We start from the raw sequence: 20,543 nt of genomic DNA, 5'->3' as shown, positions 1-20,543 counted from the left end.
GAAGATCAGTGGACGGCGAAGCGTGCGTCGACCTCGTCGGCGGTGGCCTGGCCGTAGGCCAGCGGGGTGACCGAGTCGCCCTCGACGGCCAGCAGAGTGGGGAAACCGGTGACGCCGAGCTGGACCGCGCGGCGGAAGTCGGCGTGGGCCGCGGTCTGTGCGTCGGGTGCTTCGAAGGCGGCGACGACGGCATCCGCGTCGAGCCCGGCGGCCTGGGCGACCGTCCGGTAGGTGGCCGCCTCGGACAGGCTGCGTCCGTCGACGTAGAAGGCGGCCTGGAGGGCCGCGGCCAGCTCCGCCGCGCGGTCGGGGGCGGCCTGGCGCAGGGCTGCGACGCCGCGGGCGGCGGCCTCGGAGTCCATCACGAAGGAGCCGTCGGCGATCAACTGCTCGTAGGCTGCGCCGAACTCGGCGCCGGTCAGCTCGGCGATCTTGGCGTTCGCGCCCTGGACGTAGCCGAACTGGCGGACGGGCACCCGCCGCGACCCGGTGAACAGACCGCCGGAGACGACTTCGACCGGCAGTTCGGGGTGACGGGCAGCGATCTCGCGCAATGTTCCGGAGAACCCGTGCGACCAGCCGCAGTAGGCGTCGAAGACGTAGACGAGCTTCATCGAAGACCTCGGCAGGGATGTGCGCCCGCGGGTTGCGAGCGATTCACCTGACAGAACAGTAACTGACGTGTCAGATATTTCAAGGTTCGTGTGAGGTGGAGCACAAAGGTGTGACTGACAACGGCATTACATCAACGCTGCCGATGGTCCGCAGGTCAGGGCAGACGCGGCAGCAGATCCCGAGCGGTGTGGCTGAGGATGCGGAGATCCTCCGCGAACCGCGTCCGATCCGCCGCGGGCAGGGGATCCACGAGGTACCGCTTGATGTTCTCCAGGTGGACCCGGGACGCGCGCACGACCGTCTCCTCACCCAGCGGCGTCAGCCGCACCAGCTTTCCGCGCCGGTCGTCGGGGGAGTCCGCGCGCGTCACGAAACCCGCCGCCTCCATGCGATCCACCACCCGGGTGGCACCACCGGTGGTCAGAACCTGCTCCTGGGCGATGGCCCGCATCGAAAGCCCCGGCTCACCCGCGCGCCCGAGGATCAGCAGCACCTCGAAGACCAGATGGCTGATGCCGCACTCCGCCTCCAGCGCCCGGCCGAGGATGTACTCCAACCGATTCGCCGCCCCCTGCAGCCGCCCGAACGCCAGGATGAGCTCGTGGTCGGCAGCCTCCTTCGCCGTCCCGATCTCCGCTTCCTCACCCACGGCCACACCGCCCCCTCGTCGTCCCGACACCACCGTACCGATCATGCAGGAACCAGAAGGGGTGGCGGAGGCAGCTGGACCGGTCGAGCGACAAGCAGTCTCATCCATGCCCGCAGCGGCGTGCGGGCGGAACGGCACCAGCCAAACCGCGAGCGGGCGGTGAGCTCGGGCGGTGCTCTTGGGCGCCGCCCGAACAGCGCCGTGCCTATTCGGGCAGAGGCAGGTGCCCGATCACCTTCTGGCCGACGAACGCGGACATGCGCAGGGCGTGGTACGCGTAGTCGCGCATGGCCCGCTCGTATCCGGCGATGCCGTCGAGGAGCGGCTTGTCGCCGGCGGCGACGGCGAGCAGTTGATCACCCAGGGTGTGCGCGTCGCGCAGTGCGGTGTTGGCGCCGATGCCCAGGGCGGGGCTCATGGCGTGGATGGCGTCGCCCATGACGGTGACGGTGGACGGTTCCCAGGCGTCGACGGGTACGCAGCTGCGGCACTTGAGTGCCTGCACGGTGGCGGTGTCCCACAGCCGGACGGTGTCGACCAGGGCCGGGTGCCAGCCGGCGACGCGCCGCAGGGCGTGCGCCTTGAGCGTGTCGGGGCCGGCGGTGAACAGTTCGTCGTCGGGGAGCATCCGGTCGGGCAGGGAGTTGAAGATGCTCAGCGCGTAGTCGGCGGTGGCCTCGCGCCGGAAGCCGGGGTCCTGCTCGGCGATCAGCGGTGAGGTGGGGTCGGTGCGCTCCAGCGGGCCGAGGGTCAGCCCGGTGAAGTCGGCGGCGTAGGCCAGCGAGAAGGCGTTGAACAGCTCCGCGGGCAGCTTGGCCTTCGCCTCCTCGGTGAGGTGGATCTTCGCGGCGATGTGCCGGGAGCCGAGATCGGCGACCTGGACCTGGGGCAGGCGCTGGGCGCGGACGGCCGAGTTGATGCCGTCCGCGGCGATGAGCACGTCGGCCTCGACCGTGGCACCGTCCTCCAGGAGCACGGTGACCGTCGAGTCGGGGTGGGTGCGGTAGCCGGTGACCTTTGCGCCGAAGTGCACGGCCTTCTCCAGGCCGAGGTAGAGGATGCGGCGCAGGGTCGAGCGGCACACCACCAGATGTTCGGGGATGTCGGCGGGCACGCCGGTACCCTCGGTGGCCGACCTGTCGCGGCCGGGGCGGAGGTTGAGCTGCTCGTCGAAGAGGAGCATGTCCTCGCTCGGCATGCCGCAGGTCGCCAGGAACAGCTCCCACAGGCGCGGCTCCAGCGCCGCGTGCAGCGCGGAGGTGCCGGTGGAGTTGATGTGGATCCGGTACCCGGCCTCGCGTGCCGCGATATCGGCGTCGCGTTCGTAGACGGCCACGTCCAGGCCGTGCCGGTTCAGGTAGTGGGCCAGTGTCAGCCCGGCGAGTCCGCCGCCGGTGATGACAATTCGCATTTCGGACACAGTACTCCCAGTGCAGAGTTCTTCTCGTACTCGGAGCACACCAGGACTCCCTTGAAAGGGAGGACGTTGACGCAGAACGGGAAACCGGTGACCTGCGGTCCGGACTACCAACCGGAAAGCAATTTCGTGTGCCCCGAAAGCGTACACCGACGACCCGCCACCAGGGACGAATCAACCGTGCGGTGTGCGGGACTTCACTACTTCCGCCCCACCCAGGGAATTCTTCACATCCCATTTCCCGCATAAAGTCTTGACGAATTCAGAGATGTCTGGTCAGGAGAACATGACTTGACCGATTCCGCGAATATGTGCTCGCATTCCACTGGGAGCCGCGACCACCGGCGTCACCTCGTGGCGGACGGCAAGTTCGCCACGGCGTGTGGCTACGCGCGGCAGCGTTTCAGGCGGTTGATCCCGCGACGCTCGAATCCGATCCACCTCGTCAGGGATCGTGCACCCGATTCGGTAAACCCGATGGGAAGTTCCTTCCGAAGGTCTCCCCTGATCAACTGTTGCCGGACCCAGATCTCCTGGCGTTCCCGCTTCTGCCCATCGGCAACAACCGCTCCAGCCAAGCCCATCGACCGCTGGCCACATCACGCGCCCCGCCCCCGACAAGGGGCAACGTGCCATGCCAGGCCAGGCGCCGGCGAGACAGCGCCCAGTGGCCCCACAAGCTGACGCATGGAGCAGAACGGTCCGATCGCCCTTGACCTCAGCCTCCAATCATTCGCTACAGGCCACAGAAGCTGCAGTTCAGAGGCACCACAGCTCACCTCCCCGCTCTCCTGCCCCTATACAGAGGACAGCCGCTGGCGCGCATCCGCTAGGCTGTCCCTGGTCAGCCGTTGGTACGTCGCGTTGTCTGCTCAGGTGACAGGGCAGAGAGCGTCGCACCACGTCCGACCAGCGGGCTTGTGATCCTCGTCGAAGATCCGCAGCATGGGTTTTCCACAAGGTTTTCCACAAGCCCCGGCCTTCGTAGCTCAGGGGATAGAGCACCGCTCTCCTAAAGCGGGTGTCGCAGGTTCGAATCCTGCCGGGGGCACCAGGCCTGACCAGGCCATATGAATCGAACACCCCCCCCGGAATGATCTCCGGAGGGGGTGTTTTCGCGTGTACGGGGACAGAACGGGGACACGGTGTTAGGCGGCACCCTCCGCGTCCTCTGCGGGGACTGCCCGGGGGCCCTGGGGCTGCTCGCCTGCGGCCTGCTCCCCCTGCTGTGCTGCCTTGCGCGGGACAAGGGCCACGGGCGCGTCCGCGGCTTCAAGTTCGAGCTGCGGAAGGACGCTGGTGTAGGTGTCGGCGGTCAGCCTGTACGAGGAGTGTCCGAGCATCACCTGGATGGTCTTCATGTGGACGCCGGCGGCGAGGGAGAGCGTCGCGGCGCAGTGGCGCAGGTCGTGCAGGCGGATCGGTGGGAGGCCGAGGTCTTTGTTCTGGATGAGCCGGCTGAAGACCTGGGAGAGGTACTCCGGGTGGTACGGGCGGCCGTCCTCCCACGTGAAGACGCGGCCGGAGTCGACGTAAGGCCCGTACTTCTTGGGCTCCTTGCGGTGTTTCTCCTCCCACTCCGCGCGCTCGACCTGCTGGCGTCGCCGCCAGAAGAGCAGGAGTTGGTGGGTCTGGCCGTCGAGGCGGACCGTGCGGGCTCCGCTGTCGCTCTTGGGGGTGTCCTCCCAGACGTCATAGGAGGCCGCGACCAGTTGCTCGCTGATGTGGACGGTGCCGACGGTCATGTCGGTCTCCCTCCAGGGCAGTCCGCAGGACTCGCCGCGGCGGGTTCCTCGGAAGACCATGAGGTGGAACATCGGGTAGAGGCGGTGCTCCGCGACTCCGTCGAGGAAGGCGCCGGTCTGTTCGGCCGTCCAGACCATGACCGGGCCGGGCTTCTCGCCGGTCTCTTGCCAACGGGCGACACGCTCGTCCGTCCACACGAGGGGCTTGGGCGGGGTGTACTTCGGCAGGACAAGGTACTGGGCCCAGTTGTCGCTGATGAGCTTCTCGGTGCTCTTGGCGTAGTCGAGGGCGGCGCTGAGCTCGTTCTTCATCTTGAGCTGGACGCCAGGGCCGGTGATGTACCGGGGCTTCCTGCGGGCCTCGCGGAGTTTCTCCTTGGCCGCGTTCCAGCGCCGCCGGAGTTCGGGCGGGCGCGGTCGGGAGGCCTGCTTCCAGGCGTGCCGGGCGGCCTCGCACTCCCCCTTGGCCAGCTCTGCGGCGTCCTGATTGGCGGCGTGCTGTTCGTTGTCGCGCCAGATCTGCTCGAACATCTCCTGGAGGTGCCGAGTGCGTAAGTCCCGCATCTTGATGTGACCGAGGTTCGGGATGAAGACGCGGTGGATGTGGTCGTCGTACGTCTTCCAGGTGGACCGCTTGAGGTCGACCCGCTTGCTGAACCAGCGGAGCAGGAACTGCTCGAAGGTCTCGTCCGAGAGGACGTCGACGCCACTCTGCGCCTGGTCCCAGATCTCCTGGGCCTTCTCCTCGGCCTTCTTCTTGGTGAGGAAGCCGCCCTTGCGCGGGCGGCGCCGCTTGCCCTTCGGGCCCGGCGGCAGCTCAAGGTAGTAGTACCAACTGCCGTGGTCCCGCTTGCCGAGGTCGGGGCAGGCCGCGCCGAGCTCCGTCATCTTCGGTCTGCCCTGGTCGTCGAGGACGAGTGATCCGTCCTCGTTGGTCGTGGGCCCCTTGCAGTAACAGCGTCTGTAGATCGAGCCCTTGAACACCGTTCCCCTCCTGTGTGTCGCATGAGCAGCCACGCAAGCGTGATCATATGTGGAGACAGATAAAGAGTCTCCCTACTTGTTGCGAGGCAGATGCACCAAGTGCCTTGGTTTGCCCAGTGATCACGGCCTGTCGCGCCGATGGGGGCGACCGGCCAGCGAGTGGGATCTTGTTCGGTCGCCCGAGGAGAACTTAGACTCCGCCGGCACTTCCTGGGAGGCGCGGGGCGGAACAGGAGAGTCTGAGCATGCGAGAGCGAAATGATCCGGCCACCCGACGGTTTCCGACGGCGACGGTGCACGTATGACGCGGGACGAGGTTCTCGCGCTGCCCGTGACAGTCGATGTGCTGACAGCCGGCAGGGCGTTCGGCTTCAGCAGGAACACGACCTACGAGCTGATCAAGTCCGGCGACTTTCCCGTACCCGTGCACCCGTACGGCAAGGGCAAGCGCAGGGTGCTCACTTCGGAGCTGTGGGAGGCGCTGGGGATGCGACCAATGGATTGACTCGGGGGGATCGCTCAGATTCGGCCCCGTCACGTCTCACGTTTCCCACTCGGGCGTGATCGTCGGCCAAGAACGCGCGCGGGCCTCCGTCTCATGGACACGAGGCGAAGGCCCGCTCATAGATGATTACTGCTGGTCAGCCCTTCGGCGACCTTCCACCAAAGCGCCGACGAGAGCAGCAGCAGCAGTGAGCCATTCAGGGCTCACACCGGCGCGCCCGAGCACAATCACCGTGATCGTCACCGTAACCACGACGATGTGCCACCCCTTCACGCCGTGTGCCGGGCCCTCGCCTGGGGCATCCACACAGTGAGGTACTGTCACGTACTTCTCCTCTCAGGTTCGCCTGGGAATGGGCCTTGGCGCGTTTGGTTGGGAAGCCAGGAACACGCGCCGGGGCCCTCTTCATGGGACACCCAAGTCATCCCCGGAGGGAACGGACAACAAGCGTGACCTGACCATCGGTGCCGGTGCACAGGGGGCGCACGACCTCATTAGCCGGGGCAAGGCTCACGGCTGTTACACGTGCTCCGGAACTCCCCGGTAACCGATCTTCCAGCTGTACAGTCCGCCGTGCAGCGGCTGAACTTGGTTCACAACCGAGGTCACATGTCGGGCTGACAATGCTGCGTTTTGGCATACCCTGTCCAGGGGAGCAGGGGGATCGGGCTGGAGAGAACATGAGGGCTTACGGTCACGAAACAGACGGCGTCACCGCAGTTCCGGAGGAGGCCGCCCATTTGGTGGCGGCGGCCAAGCGTCTCCTTGAGGAGAAGAAGACGCTCAGGGAGACCGCGGAGTGGATGACGGAGAACGCGGGGCCCACGGTGTCCGGGCGGCCCTGGGCGCCGACGACGCTGCGCCGCCGTCTCCGGAATCCGGCGATCGCCGGCCTCAGGGAGAACGCCGAAGGCCAGCTGGTTCGCGGGCCTGCCGAGCCGTTGGTCGACCGCGAGACGTTCGACGCGCTGCAGGAGCTGTTCGAAGGCAACCAGAACAGCCAGGGCAGCAAGCCCAGGTTCGTGCACTACCTGTCCGGCGGCCTGGCGACCTGCGCCCTGTGTAAGCAGCCGCTGGTGCCGCGCTCGACGGCGAACGGGGGGCGCGGATACGTCTGCGAGAGCGAGGGCTGCGGCAAGGTGCGGATCTCCGCCGAGCCCTTGGACGAGTACGTCGGCGAACGGGTCGTTGCCCGGCTGGCCACCCCGGCACAGCTGAAGCGCCTCGCCGCGATCCGGGACCGGTTCGCGGCGGACGCCCGGGAGGCTGAACGGTTCCAAACGGAACTCCGGGGCCACAAGGAGGAGTTGGCCAAGGCATACGGTGCCAAGGAGCTGAACCTGGGCGAGTTCAGGGCGGCCAAGGCCGCCTTGGAGAAGCGGCGGGGCGAGGCGATGGCGGCCGTACGGCGGGGCAAGGCTCTCGACGAACTGCCGGAATTGACCCCGCAGGGCATTGAGACCTGGTGGAACGAGACGGCTGGTCGTGAGCAGCGCCGGAACCTGGTGCAGCTCACCGTGCGAGAGGTACGCGTGGGCCCGGCTACGGTGCGTGGGTCCCGGAAGTTCGACGAGGGTCGGTTCGAGATCTTTTGGCGGTAGCGGTTCCAGCCTTTGAGAGGCGGCTGGGCAGCCGTGCTCAGCAGACTGTCCAGTCCTGATCTGCTCCCGCACAGGTTGCTGTCCCGATGCCGGGCGTCTACGTCTACTCCAGTGCACCGGCGGCCGCGTCGATGAAGGGGTTGATCAGCAGTAGATAGGCGCGCCGTGTCTCCTGGAACTCCATCCGGTTCTCACGACTGGCGTTCTCAACTACAGCCGCAAAAGCGGTGACGAGGATGCCCGACATGGTCACTACGTTCGTTGCCGCAACGACAACTGCGGGAGGGCCCTCCAGAGCGATCAGGGTCGCTGCCCGGCGCAATTCTTGACGTCGTTCACGGAGAGCGACTAGAGCACTTGCCGGCTCGGGGGACACAACGACTCCATCAAGTCCTCCTTCGATGGCCTGCGCCCGCTCGATAAATTCCAGGTATGCGGCTCGCCGCTTCTCTCGGATACCGTCACGGCGTTGTGCCGCTGTCGCGGCATCGACCTGGATCCGAGCAGCGGAAGCGTTGCCTCTGCTGGTCAGCCAACTCGCCAGCGAACTGGCCACGATGGCCGTCACGCTGGTGAGTCCGGCGACGAACAACGAGTTGTCAGGCATGCCGAGGAGTCTGTCCACGAAGACTCTGCGACAGTCAACCCGGCGAAGACACCGCCAGCCACAAGGGCTCCGAGCATCGCACCGGCCGCCACCTGACCGATCGTGTGGTCGCGCAGTGCGACTCGCGACCAGCCGATGAGCGGGACCAGCAGAAAGGCCCCCGCCCACCAGGCGTTGATGCCGACGGCCAGGATCGCGACCGCTCCGGCCGAGACCGCGGTATGCACGCTGATCTTCCAGAACGCCGTCACTGGCAGGATCGCCCCGAGGGTGGCCAGCATTGCCACCACCATGGCGGTCATCTGTACGGGTGCGTCGAGCAGCACCATGGCCGCGATAGCGATGCCGACGGACGCCATGATCACGGGTATGAGGTGCATACGTCGCTCGCGCTGCCCGACGTGACGGTCCTGCCAACGGCCGGAGCGTATGCCGTACTTGATGTACGCCATGGGGATCACCGCAGCGAAGACGATCGCGTGGGCTGCCCAGGCCAAACCAGCGAATGTGTTCTCCTGGGCGGCCCCGAGGACGAGGCATACGGCGAGGATGACGTTCTTGGGTTCCAGGCCGTCGGTGATGGCGCGGGCGGTGCGGTGCTCGGCTGCGGGGATCGTGGTCACGCTGGCTTCCTTGTGGGGACGATACGGGCTTCGAGGGTGTCCATGAGCGGGGAGTGGTAATGGCGGGCGACGCGGGCGAGCCAAGTCGCGTTGGTGTCAAGGTCGTTGCCCATACTCAGCAACGGCACGGCCAGGGGGCTGTCGGCACGGGGCTCGTCGTCAGCGCAGCCGCGGCGGCCGGTGCGTAGGCAAAACGCCTGCGCTGCGGCCTCGGCGTCTTCTGTCCGCAGCCCGCAGGCGTGAGCGGCCTGCAATGCTCGCCTCGGCAGGTCCGCCGTGATCCAGGGGAGAACCTCGAGAGCGGAGTCACCGATGGCGAGCACTCGTTGGTCCAGCCGCCTCCACAGATCACGCACGTTGTACCTGTCATGGGATCGGGACGGCGCTTCAGCAAGGATGCGGACAACAGCTTCGGCGGGCAGGACGGAGACCAGTTCCTGCCACAAGGACCGCAGGGCGATCAGCCGATGCCGGCGCCGGACCAGGTGGGCGGCGTTCTCCCAGCCTCGGACCGAGACCCCGGCCAGGATCAGTCCGATGGCCACGACCTGGACGAGGCTGGAGACCTGGTCGACGGTTTCCGCGGACATGGGGTACGCGACGCCTGTCAGGCCGTAGACCAAGTAGCTGCCCCGGAAGAGCGAGTAGCCCACGCCGATCCAGCACCCCAGGGACATCAGGTACATGCACGCGCTGAACATCCGCTGCCCGGAGCCTCGCGCGGCCCGGGCCGCCACCGCGCACAGCGCCCCGGAGAAGGCCAGGGCCAAGGCCATGGTGCCGAGATAGGCGGCTAAGTACGCGGTCCCCGCTAGGTGGCCCGACTGCGCCTCGATGAAGTTCCGGTTCCCGTCGTCCTCGACCACGGCGGGCGCGGTGAAGGGGAACAGCGCGCTGGCGGCGGCGATGGCGACGACCGCGGTGAGCGTCCGCGGACGTGTCGTCGTCAGCCTGCGCCACCATCGGCGGGGCCCTGCCTCGGTTGCGATGGAGTCCACCCAGCGCCACAGGAGGACGGAGCTGAGGATCAGTGCCAGGTGTTTCACCAGTACGGCTAGGTCGCCCACCCCTGTCCACTTGGGGACGACGCGTTCGAGATAGCTCAGGCGCAGCGTCGCTGCGCACGCGAGCAAGACCAGAACGGTCCACAGTTCGCGTTGGCCACGGGAGCCTCGGAGGTAGCGAATCCTCCATAAGCACCAAGCCCATAACGGGACGATCGTGAACAGGGCTATGACGTCGTCTCTGATCATGTGAGGGGTCTTCACCTGCCAGTCAGAGGCTGCGGTGCAGCCGGTCGAGCAACGGATCTGCGTTTCGGCCGGAGTTGCGGAGTTCGGCGCTCTGGCGGAGAAGCGCCGCGAAGGCCTCGGCCTCGTCCTCGCGTTCGGTGTACAGCGGATCTCGGGAACGGCTGGGAGCACGCGTACGAACGCCCAGGAGGTCACCGGCGAGGAAGGCCGGCGACAACCACGTGAACGTCTCCGCCTCCTCCGACCCGACCGGCTTCTCGCCCACGGCTACGACAGGAAGCGGTGGGTGGCCGAGGAACTGGTGACCGAGCTCGTGGGCGTACGTGTGCACCGCCTGCGTACCGGCCGCCTCCGGCGCCACCCAGATGTGGTCCGCCTCGCCAGTCGGCCACCACAGGCCGCACGGGCGCTGGAGGCCCGGCGGGAACGGCTCGCGGTGCAAGATCAGGGGCCGGTGATGGTGCGCGACGGCGGCCTGGTGGAGCGTCTCGAGCGTCAGCGGATACGGGACCGGGAAGTCGGCAAGGGCTTCGGCGCAGCGCTCACGGGAGGCGGGTCCTAACACGGACGGCACACACCGCCCTTGGCCAGGGATAAGTGGGAGATGGTCACTTGAGGCATCCAGGAACGTCGGCGTTCAGCTCTGGGACTTCTGCATCTTGTGCAGGCTGGAGATGAACTCCATGGCAATCTTCAGGCCGTTGGAGTCCAGCCGGCGGGCGCTGCGCGCCAGCATCCGGATCCCCTCGGACTCCTCTTCCACCTGACGGGTCACCTGCTCCGTGTGCTCTCGACGCACGTCCATGAGCCTGTTCGCCTCGGCAGCGACGGCCTCGTACGCGGCGGAGCCCTCCTTGAAGGCGTCCAACGGCACCTGGAAGAAGGCCGCGATGTGCGCGACCTTGTCGAACGACGGCTGAGGACCACCCGGTGCGCGCAGCTTGCGGATCGTCTCGTCGGAGATCGCATGCCTGCCCGCACGTCGGTTTATGGCGGCCGCGACTTCGGTGTTGGTGTACTCCACACCGTTACGACCTGCCCCCGCGGCCTCGAACAGCAGGTTCAGCATCCGGGCGCTGAACGACCACTCGTCAACGGCAGCGTCATCAGGCCGTATCACGCACAACTCCTCTGTCGGACGATCGCACGAGCCACATGATAGCCGCCAAGCACAGATATTTGGTTGGTAAATCCTCAACCACCAAAGATTCTTGACAGAACGTGAAGGAAATGTGTTGGATCCGTAGCGCAGCCGAACGGTCCTGTTCCTGTCAAGTGCCAGGCGCACATACGCGCCACCAGGCAGCCGACAGCGACGAGCCGAACACCACCTCCAGCGACGCCTCCTGCCGGCCAAGGGACCCTCGATGCGAGCCAGCGACAATGCACCCGCCGGGTTACCGGGAGTACCCGATGGCGCCGGATCACAGAGGGCACCAGAGGTCGACCCCACGGACGAGGACAGTCGGCGAGATCTGGAGATCCTGAAGATCCTCATGGGTGCCGACATCGATCTCGATCGAGATCCCTTCGACTCCACATGTGTTAAAGGAGAGGAATGCCCTTTAGGTAAGTAGACTTCGCCGGATCAAATTAAATAACACTTGACGTTCAAGATCGATTGACAATAGTATTTAGTCATCACCTCAAAGGAACTCACCCTGCGAGACCAAGAGTGCGAGGAGTCATCGACATGAACGTCACCGAGGCGAACATCCAGGTCATTGCGATCCCGCTCGCGGACATCGAGCCCAATCCCGACCAGCCCCGCAAGTTCTTCGACGAGACCAAGCTGGAGGAGCTGGCGGCGCAGTTCCGCTCGGTCGGCCAGCTCCAGCCGATCGTGGTCCGGCCGGCCGGCGACAAGTTCCAGATCGTCATGGGCGAGCGCCGCTGGCGTGCGATGCACCTGGTGGAGGATGCCGAGACGATCGAGGCCAAGGTCGTCGGCAGCGTGGACGACGAAGAGGCGTTCGTGATGGGCATCTCCGAGAACATCGGCCGTGCGGACATGACGCTGATGGAGGAGGCGCAGGCGTACGCGGACCTGGTCGGGTTCGGGTACATGGCAGAGCGCATCGCGGAGATGTTCGGCAAGACCACCGACTACGTGCGGTGGCGGATGGACCTGCTGAACCTCACGACGGACATCGCGGAGCTGGTTTCCGAGGGGAAGATCAAGGCGGACTTCGCCTGGTACCTGTCGAAGCTCTCGCCGGCGAACCAGAAGGTCGCCGTCACCCGGTACATGAAGGGCGACTTCAGGACGGAGACGGACGCCTCCACCTTCGCGCAGGCGCTGCGGATGAAGGAGAACCAGGAGGGCTTCTTCTCCGAGAAGGAACTGTCGGAGAAGGAGAGGGAGGACAAGGCGAAGGAGCGCAAGCAGGCCAAGGGCAAGGTCGACCAGGTCGAGCGGGCCGGCGCCTTACTCGAGGAACTGGCGAAGCTCACGCCGACGGAGCTGGCGGACCTGTTCGAGGGCGAGGTCGGCAAGCACCTGGACGCGGTGGACCGGGTACGGAAGGCGGCGGCAGAGACGGCGAAGAAGCTGCGTAAGGCAAAGGCGATGTCCGAGGCGAAGCAGCTAACGGTACGTCCGGAGCTGGAGGTCGAGCCGGAGGCGGAGGATTTCGAGGGCGAGGAGGAGCCGAGCGAGGTCGAGATCGCGGAGGCCGCGGCCGAGGAGCCGTCGGAGGCAGAGCTCGAAGTCGCTGCGTGACCCCGTGACGCATCCGCGCGATGGCCGGGACCCGACTGCGGGTCCCGGCCGTTTCGTGTCGGCGAAACCTTGGGCCAGCGGGGCCGGGATGGGGCGATCGTGAGGTGCAAGTGGGGCGGCGCGCGCGACACTCAAAGATAAAACAATATTAGCCAGTCGAATCAATCGACGATAGAATGTTATTGGCGACAACTCGGTCCCGCACCACCTGATCTACGGCGCTGCGGGACCGCACGAAGGAGGAACGTGTTCGAACTGTTCACGCACAGATATCAGGGCTTCGAGCCGTCGATGGGCGTGCCGGTGCGCATCACCCTGGGCGCGCCACGTTGGACCCTGCCGTACACGCTGGAGCATCGGGTACCGGAGGCCGCACCGAGCCGCGAGTACTTCGGGGCCGCGCGACCGGCGTACGAGGCGGCGTATGTGGCCCAACTGGACGGACATGGCGTCGAGTTCTTCGCCTCCCGCTTCCAGGACATCGCGGTAGCGGCCGGGGACCTGCGCCTGGTGCTGCTCTGCTTCGAGAACCTGTCGAAACCGGAGCAGTGGTGTCACCGGCGAATGTTCGCCGAGTGGTGGCAGGAGAAGACCGGTGCAAGGGTGAGGGAACTCGGACCACTCGGGCCGGCCTACGAACAGGGGACGTTGCTGTGAGCGAGAAGCAGAGACCCAACTGGGCGGAGATGAGACCCGAGGACTTCGAGGCGCTACCGCAGCCGAAACCGGCGCCACCTGGCCAGATGGAACTGTTCGAGCCCGGGCCGGGCAGAGCAAGGATGAAGCCGAGGACGCAGCCGGACTGCCCGGTCGGGACGCCGAGCCTGCTGGACATCGCCGATACAGAGGCATAGCAGCCAACACCCCAGCTCCTCCGGGGTACCAGCCCATGTGGCGGGGTGGCGCCACACCCGCCACATGTGTTGTGACAGTTGAAAGTCTGATACCTTTCAACTGCTGGCGAGACGATCTTCCGGATCAGCCTCGCCACGCGCCGGTAGTGCACCTGGCAGCACGCCCCGCCCCCGGCGGGGAGGAGTCCGTTCGAGTCGGGCCCGGCGCTCGAGGACGCGTCCGCACAGGCACATGGTGCGGAGCCGATCAGCCAAGGAACCATCCCCTCCAGGCGTCCCCCGCGCCTCCTGGTTCCCAGGCGGTCCGGCATGGCAGGACCAGCCCCCTGCCCCTCCGGGCCCACGTCCTTCTCGTTCAACTCCGCGCAGGGGAGGCAGTGTTGTTCCACGGCTCGATCCCCGCGGACCTCCGAGCGATCATCCACGAGCATGCGGCCACCTGGCGTGGCCAGGCCGAGGACGTCTACGTCGGCTGCTCCGGCAACTTCACCATCGAGCGCGTACTGCACGATTCAGGGTTCCGGCTGCACGGATGTGACGTGCAGCTGTACTCGTCAGCGATCGGCTGGTACCTGGCCGGGCAGGAACTTCCCATCACCATCCGTCCTGAGTCGGCCGACGAACTCAACTGGCTGGTCCCGTACTTGGACGGCCGAGCTGGCACGCTCGCGGTGGTACTCCTCGGCTCCCGTTTCTTCCAGTGGCTCGGGCGCGGCGACCATCCGTACTACGGTCGGATGTTGGCTGCGTACCGGCAACAGTTCCCGGAGCTGCACGCGAAGACGGTCGCGAAGATCGAGGCACTGCCGCTGCGACTCGCGTCGTACGCTCCGATGGACGTGAACCGGTGGCTCGCCGAGCGGGTGCCGGCCGATGTCCCAGTCGTCGCTTTCCCTCCGTTCTACGCGGGGGACTACGAAGGCCAATTCGCGGCGCTGGACCAGCACTTGGCGTGGCCGGCGCCGGAGTACCCGACACTGGACGACGCGGCGAAGCAGACGCTGATCGAGCGCATCACCGACCGGCCGCACTGGATGCTCGGGCTTCACTTCGAGGTCGAGGAGCTGGCCGAGCACCTGCGCGGCCAGGTGCAGACGGCCAACCGCGGCTTGCCGATCAACGTGTACTCGTCCGTGCCGCGCTCGCGGATCGTACGACCGAAGCAGCGCCTGGAACCTGTGCGCGCCCCGCGGCTCCTACCGGGCCGGCGCCTCGGCGACGCACTGACGCTCGCCCAGCTGTCGATGGGGCAGTTCGCGACGCTGCGCTCCCAGTACATGAACCCCAACATCCGCCCGGGCACACCGACGATGGCGCTCGCGGTGCTGGTCGACGGGGTCGTGGTGGGCGCGTTCGCGTTCTCGACGCCGAAGTACGACCCGCACAACGTGTACCTGCTCTCCGACTTCCCGGTCGCCCCGACGTCGTACGGCCGACTGGCGAAGCTCGTGCTGCACGCGGCGCTGTCGACGGAAGCACAGTTCCTGGCCCAGCGGACCATGAACACCCGCCTGACCCGGCTGAACACGACGGCCTTCACTCAGCGGCCGGCGTCCATGAAGTACCGCGGACTCCTGCGCCTGAACTCCCGCAAGGACTCGACCGACCCCGCCTACCGCTACCAGCTCGACTACGGCAGCGAGTTGGGACGCTGGTCGCTGGCCGACGGGTTCGCCGAGTGGAGCCGCAAACACGGACACACCACTGAGGGACTCCAGGAGGACACGGCCCGGTGACCCCGCTCAGCAAGCCCCGCATCGTCGAGGGCGACCCGCGTGACCTGACCCTGCTGGACGTGAACGCCCGCTTCATGCGGCACGAGCAGTTCCAGCGCCTGGTGACGAACATCCGCGGCGACGGACACCTGACGTCCACACCTCTGGTGTGGAACGACGCCGACTCCGGCCGCCGCATCGTCCTGTCCGGCAACCACCGTACGAAGGCCGCCATCGAGGCCGGCCTCTCAACAATCTTCTGGCTGGAGGTCACCGACCCACTCCCCCGCCAGAAGCAGATCGCGCTACAGCTGTCCCACAACGCGATCGCGGGCGAGGACGATCCGGCCACCCTCAAGGCCCTGTACGAAGAGCTGGAGGACGTCTCCATGCGCCTGTACTCCGGGCTGGACGACAAGACGCTCGACCTGCTGGATGAGGTGAGCGTGCCGAGCCTCGCGGAGGCCAACCTGGACTTCGCGACAGTGCAGATCGTGTTCCTGCCGGAGGAGAAGGAAGCCGCGGAGCGAGCGCTGGAAACCGCCCGGAGGACGGCGTCCGCCGATGCCCGCTGGCTCGCCCACATCGAGCAGTACGAGAGCGTGTTGGACGCCCTCGACACGACGAGGGGCGCGCACAACATCGGCAATGTCGCGTCTGCGTTCGGGATCGTCCTGGCGATCGTGGAGCGACACCTCGGCGAACTCGCCGAGGGCTGGTACGACCCCGATGAGCAGGCCGCGACGCGCAAGGGAACGGCGCCGATCGAAACGGTGCTCGCCACGCACACCATGCCGACCGACGCAGCTGCCGTAGTCCAGCAGGCCATCGACCGCATGGAACGGGACGGCGACATCGAGGCCGGCCAGCGGTGGCGGGCTCTGGAGCTGTGGGCTGCTGACTATCTGGCAGGCGGAGGCACGCAGTGAACCTGGCCAAGGACTCCTCTTCGTGGGAGCGCACGGTCGCCGTCACTCCGCTGCCCGACTCGGTACGTCGCGACGCAGCTCTCCAAGTAGCCGCCCGCTCCGACGGCAGCGCCGATTGCCGGGACCTGCTGGAGCACCTCGGCCTGTTCGATCCGGCTCTGCGCAGCATGTCGAGTTGAAGCAAAGACATCCAGGCACCAGGAGTGAGCGGGAGAGGGCAGGCAGACCGGGCAGGAGAGCACCGAGCGGATGGCGGAAAGCGCCGAGGCATGGGAGCGGCAGCCGGGCGAATCGACCGCCGCCTGGGAGGCGTTCGCCTGCTACCGCGATCTCGGCCTGTCCCGCAGCATCGGCAAGGTCGCCGAGCGACTGTCGAAGTCCCGCACGCTCATCGAGCGTTGGTCGACGGCTCACCGCTGGGTGCTGCGCGCCGAGGCATGGGACCGAGAGCAGGATCGACTCTGGCGCGCCGAACAACGCCAGGCCGCCCGAGAGGTCGCGCGCAGACACGCCCGCCTCGCATCGGCCGCCCAGTCGAAGATCGTCGTCCAGCTGCAACAGCTGGACCCCTCTCGCCTCAGCCCCTCTGACGTGATCCGCTGGCTGGAGGTCACGATCCGCATCGAGCGCCAGGCGTACGGCATGGACCTGGCGGAGGCCGCCGCCCGAACCACGGGCACGGAGACGGCGGACGTCTCCGGCCTGACGGACGAAGAACGCCGCGCCCGCATGGAACAGCTGCGACGCGAACTCGAGGCGCGCATTGGCACATTGGGCGGCGACCAGACGTGACCGCCGACCCGCCGACCGCGTTCCCGGACCCGGCGCGCATGTCCGATGCCGAGCTGCAGGCCGAGGTCTCCGCACTGATCGAGGCCGACGCAACCTCGGCGCGCCGCTGGGCCTGCGACCGCCCCACCTGCGACGGCCTCCCGCACACAGGCTGGTTGCACCACCACGCCCGCGCCACACAGCGACTCCCCGAAGGCAGCTGGGCGGCATGGATGATGCTGACGGGCCGCGGCTGGGGCAAGACGAAGTCGGCCGCGGAGGCGGTCCGCGCATGGACGGCCACGCCCGGCACGATGATCGCGGTCGTCGCGAAGAACGCCACTCTGGTCAAGGAGATCTGCTTCGAGTCCCCCAAGTCCGGCCTCCTGGCGGTCATTCCGCCCGAGGACATCCGCCGCTACAGCCCCGGCAACGGCCTCACCACCCTCCGCCTGAAGAACGGCTCGGCGATCTACGGCTTCGGCGCCGAGACCCCGGACAACCTCCGCGGCTTCGCGTTCGACAAGGGCTGGCTGGACGAGTACGCGGCGTGGAACCGGCACACTGCCCAGTCGGTCTACGACATGCTGTGGTTCTGCCTGCGCGAGGCCCCGAGCCCACAGGTCGTCATCTCCACCACACCGAAGCCGCTCCCCCACGTCAAACGCCTGGTCGAGCGCGGCCGACGCCCCGGCTCCACGGTGGTCCTGACGACGGGCCCCACCGAGGACAACCGCGCCAACCTCTCCCCCGCCGCCCTCGCCGAACTGGACTCCGAGTACGGCGGCACGCGCCTCGGCCGCCAGGAACTCGACGGTGTCCTCTTGGAGGACGTCGAGGGCGCCCTGTGGAAGCAGTGGATGTTCGAGGTCGAGGGCTTCCGTGTCGCCCGCCATGCGGTCCCGCCCCTGGAGCGCTTGGTCGTCGCCGTCGACCCGGCGGTCACCACCACCGACAGCGCGGACTTCACCGCCTTCACCGTGGCCGGCCGCTCCTACCCGCTGGAGCAGATGTACGGCGACCGCCGCCCCCGCGGCTACGTCCTCCACGCCGAACAGGACCACTACACCCCGACCGCCGCGATGCGCCGGGCTGCGGCGCTGTACCACGAGCACCAGGCCGACTGCGTGGTCATCGAGGCCAACAACGGTGGCGAGTACCTCCCCGCCCTCCTCACCGAGGTCGACCCCACGGTCCAATGGCTCATCGTCCACGCGACCCGTAACAAGCGCGCGCGGGCGGCCCCGGTCGCGATGCTCTACGAGCAGTCCCGGATCAGCCACGTCGGCTCGCCCCGTGCCTTCGCCGCGCTTGAGGAGCAGATGACGACGTACGTCGGTGCCTCCGAGCACGAGGAGAAGTCCCCCGACCTCCTTGACTCCTGTGTGTGGGCGCTTACTGATCTCTTCCTGGACAACTCGGTGTCAGGCGCCCCCGGCGAGGCTACAGACCGGCGCCTCACTGGACGCCGGTGACCGGCGACCCTGACAGAGACGGTTGATGTCAGACCTCATCCACTACTGTGCGTGCCGCATACCGCATCCATCTGCTCCAAGCCGTCCCGCCCACGGGCGGTGAGTTCCCGGGCCGCATAATCGCTCGGGTGAGCGACCTGCCCGTTCCCCTGCCGCCCGGAGCTGCACCCGCGAGTGCTCCTGCCTGGCTGTCCCACGATGCCCTCCGCTGGGCGGATCCTCGGTTGCCGCGCTGGGCGGAGCCTCGGTGGCCGGCACTGGCGCTGCTGCTGACCGTGATCGCGGCGATCCTCCTGGAACCGGAGCAGCCCTGCACGGTGGCGGCCCCGTGCGGGCCCGACTGGCTGGGCATGATCCAGATGGGCCTCGCCGTGGTGCAGCTGCCGTGGTACTTCCGGCTGCCGGAACTCACGCTCGTCTCGGGACCGGTGCTGGCGGTGCTCGTGGCGGTGGAGGAGTTCCCCCTGCCCGGCACCGCCGAGGCCGCCAACGCCGCAGTGATCGCGGCACTCGCCTTCGGATGGGCCGCATCGTGGCAGCGGCTCGCTCTTCGGCGGCGGCAGCGGCACCTTGCCGAACAGGCCGCCGCAGGGGTACGGCACCCGCTCCCCGAAGACATCGGTCCGCTGCGGCGAGGACTCGTCCCCGTCGCTGCCGGGTTCGTGCTGTGCGCCGTGGCCGGTGTGGCTGTCGGCCTGGGCCTGCGGGGTGTTCACGAGGACGAGCAGCGGGCCGCGAAGGCGGAATCGGTGTCGGCCGTCGTCATCGGTCATGGCGAGGACACGCTGCGCGTCCGCGCCTCCGACGGCTCGAAACGCACTGTCGACGCCGCCTACCCCGACGACTACGACACCGACAGCGCCGTGATCCTCCTGTCCGACGGCGACTGGAGCCGCCTGGCCGCCGAGCCGTACGACGCCTTCGGCTGGCAGCTGCTCACCCTGGCCGCCGGGCTGCCGGGGCTGACTCTCCTCGCTGTCGGTGTCCTGGCCCGCCGCCGGGCCGCCGCGCTGCGTCGTGCGCCGGTCCCCGTGCTGCGGGTGCTGCAACGGGTGGACCACAACGTCGACACCTGGATCTACGCCGCCGACGACACCGCTGGCCGTACGCCGCTGCTGCGCTGCCTGGCCTACCCGGTCATCGACGACGAGGCCGGTGAGGACAGCCCCGCTGACGACGAGGACGAGGACTGGCCCGATGTCGACACCCGGCTGCGGGAGGCAGTGCTGTACGGGCCGCCCTACGACGTCGGTGAGTTGGTGATCGTCACCGCCGACTGGGACGGGAACCGGGCGGTCCTGCTCACATCCGGTCCGGTGCGGTTGCCGAAGGGAGATCAGGGGCCGGAGCTCGAACGGCCGGTGGAGGATGTCGTCGAGCAGCGGGATCCGAAGCTGGTGGAGCGAGCCGCGGTGTCGATGCGGCCAGTCGCCCGTCCGGTGCGCTGGGGGCCGGGCGTGTTCACCCGGTGCTCGGCGGTGCTCGGCGCGGTGTTCGTCGCGGCTGTGATCAAGTTTGCTCTGGACGAGGTGAGGGCGGGCACCCTGGGATGGCATGTCCTGCCCCTGCTGGGGCTGGCGTTCGCGCCGGGAGGGCTGGCGGATTTCCTCAACTGGCGTGTCACCGCCGACCGTTCGGGGTTGTGGCTGGCCGGGGCGTACAAGGTCCGCCACCTGACCTGGGAAGAGCTGCGCGCGGTCGCCTACACCGGCGGTGTCCTGGAGATACGCCGCGTCGACGGGAAGACGTGGGCGCCGTCCCTGGGCTGGCCCTGGATGGAACGCCGCCTGCGCGTGCGCCCGTCGTATGTGAGAGCCGTGGAGGAGATTTCCGCCATGCACGCCCACCCGGAGCTCCGCCCCACTGAGGAGAGCCAGCCGCGCGACCGCGGCCTCCCGCTCGGCCCGGTACTTGCGGTGCTCTACGTTCTGTGGGCGGTCGCTCTCCTCATCCTGTGACGGGAGACATCAGCCCGGACGGTGCCGAAGTCGACCATCCCACAACTACCGGCCCCGCCCCGCCCGCCCCGAGGCGTGCCAGGAGGGGCATCCCGCACCGGCAAACGGCCTGCCGTTGGT

General features: G+C 67.6%; 19 protein-coding genes and 2 tRNA genes. 12 read left to right on the top strand and 9 right to left on the bottom strand.

The genetic code is table 11. The annotated features are described in order from the left end of the window. Positions 1–5: 5 nt before the first annotated feature. The 3 genes from AB0I51_RS05900 to AB0I51_RS05890 form a co-directional block, all read right to left on the bottom strand. Positions 6–614, bottom strand: a complete 609-nt coding sequence (locus AB0I51_RS05900; RefSeq protein ID WP_362971833.1) for a DsbA family protein — start codon at positions 612–614, stop codon at positions 6–8. Positions 615–769: 155 nt separating this feature from the next. Then, positions 770–1,264 carry a MarR family transcriptional regulator gene (locus AB0I51_RS05895; protein WP_362971831.1) on the bottom strand — a complete coding sequence of 165 codons (495 nt, stop codon included), beginning with the start codon at positions 1,262–1,264 and terminating at the stop codon, positions 770–772. Between the two features lie 205 nt (positions 1,265–1,469). Beyond that, positions 1,470–2,675, bottom strand: a complete 1,206-nt coding sequence (locus AB0I51_RS05890) for an NAD(P)/FAD-dependent oxidoreductase (protein WP_362971829.1) — start codon at positions 2,673–2,675, stop codon at positions 1,470–1,472. Between the two features lie 984 nt (positions 2,676–3,659). Here AB0I51_RS05890 and AB0I51_RS05885 point away from each other — a divergent pair. Next, positions 3,660–3,735 (top strand) — tRNA-Arg (locus AB0I51_RS05885). A 94-nt stretch (positions 3,736–3,829) separates the two neighbouring features. Here AB0I51_RS05885 and AB0I51_RS05880 read toward each other — a convergent pair. Then, positions 3,830–5,410: a tyrosine-type recombinase/integrase gene (locus AB0I51_RS05880; RefSeq protein ID WP_362971827.1), complete on the bottom strand. Its 1,581-nt coding sequence runs from the start codon at positions 5,408–5,410 to the stop codon at positions 3,830–3,832. A gap of 301 nt (positions 5,411–5,711) precedes the next feature. Here AB0I51_RS05880 and AB0I51_RS05875 point away from each other — a divergent pair, with 301 nt between their 5' ends. Continuing rightward, complete coding sequence (locus tag AB0I51_RS05875) at positions 5,712–5,915, top strand: DNA-binding protein (RefSeq protein ID WP_362971825.1); 204 nt, start codon at positions 5,712–5,714, stop codon at positions 5,913–5,915. Positions 5,916–6,595: 680 nt separating this feature from the next. Then, positions 6,596–7,516 (top strand): recombinase family protein, encoded by a 921-nt coding sequence (locus AB0I51_RS05870; protein WP_362971823.1) that lies wholly within the window; start codon positions 6,596–6,598, stop codon positions 7,514–7,516. 103 nt (positions 7,517–7,619) lie between these two features. Here the strand turns inward: AB0I51_RS05870 and AB0I51_RS05865 are convergent, their stop codons facing one another. The 5 genes from AB0I51_RS05865 to AB0I51_RS05845 all read right to left on the bottom strand — a co-directional run bounded on the left by AB0I51_RS05865 (position 7,620) and on the right by AB0I51_RS05845 (position 11,119). Then, on the bottom strand, positions 7,620–8,123 hold the full coding sequence (locus AB0I51_RS05865; RefSeq protein ID WP_362971821.1) for a hypothetical protein: 504 nt from the start codon (positions 8,121–8,123) through the stop codon (positions 7,620–7,622). After that, positions 8,081–8,746: a hypothetical protein gene (locus AB0I51_RS05860; protein WP_362971819.1), complete on the bottom strand. Its 666-nt coding sequence runs from the start codon at positions 8,744–8,746 to the stop codon at positions 8,081–8,083. The genes AB0I51_RS05865 and AB0I51_RS05860 overlap by 43 nt, the downstream gene beginning before the upstream one ends. Then, positions 8,743–9,879: a DUF6545 domain-containing protein gene (locus tag AB0I51_RS05855; protein WP_362971817.1), complete on the bottom strand. Its 1,137-nt coding sequence runs from the start codon at positions 9,877–9,879 to the stop codon at positions 8,743–8,745. Before AB0I51_RS05855 ends, AB0I51_RS05860 begins: the two co-directional genes overlap by 4 nt. 142 nt (positions 9,880–10,021) lie before the next feature. Then, positions 10,022–10,573: a hypothetical protein gene (locus tag AB0I51_RS05850; protein WP_362971815.1), complete on the bottom strand. Its 552-nt coding sequence runs from the start codon at positions 10,571–10,573 to the stop codon at positions 10,022–10,024. Positions 10,574–10,636: 63 nt separating this feature from the next. Continuing rightward, positions 10,637–11,119, bottom strand: a complete 483-nt coding sequence (locus AB0I51_RS05845; protein WP_362971813.1) for a hypothetical protein — start codon at positions 11,117–11,119, stop codon at positions 10,637–10,639. Between the two features lie 573 nt (positions 11,120–11,692). On the opposite strand from AB0I51_RS05845, the gene AB0I51_RS05840 reads away from it, so the two are divergent. The 9 genes from AB0I51_RS05840 (at position 11,693) to AB0I51_RS05800 (ending at position 20,423) form a co-directional block, all read left to right on the top strand. Continuing rightward, on the top strand, positions 11,693–12,721 hold the full coding sequence (locus AB0I51_RS05840; RefSeq protein ID WP_362971811.1) for a ParB/RepB/Spo0J family partition protein: 1,029 nt from the start codon (positions 11,693–11,695) through the stop codon (positions 12,719–12,721). 246 nt (positions 12,722–12,967) lie between these two features. Then, complete coding sequence (locus AB0I51_RS05835) at positions 12,968–13,378, top strand: hypothetical protein (RefSeq protein ID WP_362971809.1); 411 nt, start codon at positions 12,968–12,970, stop codon at positions 13,376–13,378. A gap of 334 nt (positions 13,379–13,712) precedes the next feature. After that, positions 13,713–13,784 (top strand) — tRNA-Gly (locus tag AB0I51_RS05830). A gap of 171 nt (positions 13,785–13,955) precedes the next feature. Continuing rightward, the gene (locus tag AB0I51_RS05825) at positions 13,956–15,311 is read left to right on the top strand and encodes a hypothetical protein (protein ID WP_362971807.1); all 1,356 of its coding nucleotides are present in this window, start codon (positions 13,956–13,958) and stop codon (positions 15,309–15,311) included. Then, on the top strand, positions 15,308–16,219 hold the full coding sequence (locus AB0I51_RS05820; protein ID WP_362971805.1) for a ParB/Srx family N-terminal domain-containing protein: 912 nt from the start codon (positions 15,308–15,310) through the stop codon (positions 16,217–16,219). The genes AB0I51_RS05825 and AB0I51_RS05820 overlap by 4 nt, the downstream gene beginning before the upstream one ends. Continuing rightward, the gene (locus AB0I51_RS05815) at positions 16,216–16,398 is read left to right on the top strand and encodes a hypothetical protein (protein ID WP_362971803.1); all 183 of its coding nucleotides are present in this window, start codon (positions 16,216–16,218) and stop codon (positions 16,396–16,398) included. The genes AB0I51_RS05820 and AB0I51_RS05815 overlap by 4 nt, the downstream gene beginning before the upstream one ends. A gap of 70 nt (positions 16,399–16,468) precedes the next feature. After that, on the top strand, positions 16,469–17,011 hold the full coding sequence (locus AB0I51_RS05810) for a hypothetical protein (protein ID WP_362971801.1): 543 nt from the start codon (positions 16,469–16,471) through the stop codon (positions 17,009–17,011). Further along, positions 17,008–18,465 carry a terminase family protein gene (locus AB0I51_RS05805; RefSeq protein ID WP_362971799.1) on the top strand — a complete coding sequence of 486 codons (1,458 nt, stop codon included), beginning with the start codon at positions 17,008–17,010 and terminating at the stop codon, positions 18,463–18,465. Before AB0I51_RS05810 ends, AB0I51_RS05805 begins: the two co-directional genes overlap by 4 nt. A gap of 128 nt (positions 18,466–18,593) precedes the next feature. Further along, positions 18,594–20,423 carry a hypothetical protein gene (locus AB0I51_RS05800; protein WP_362971797.1) on the top strand — a complete coding sequence of 610 codons (1,830 nt, stop codon included), beginning with the start codon at positions 18,594–18,596 and terminating at the stop codon, positions 20,421–20,423. Positions 20,424–20,543 lie beyond the last annotated feature (120 nt).

The sequence above is a fragment of the Streptomyces sp. NPDC050549 genome (assembly GCF_040655035.1).
Taxonomy (GTDB): Bacteria; Actinomycetota; Actinomycetes; order Streptomycetales; family Streptomycetaceae; genus Streptomyces.
This window is presented reverse-complemented; position numbering and strand designations above follow the sequence as displayed.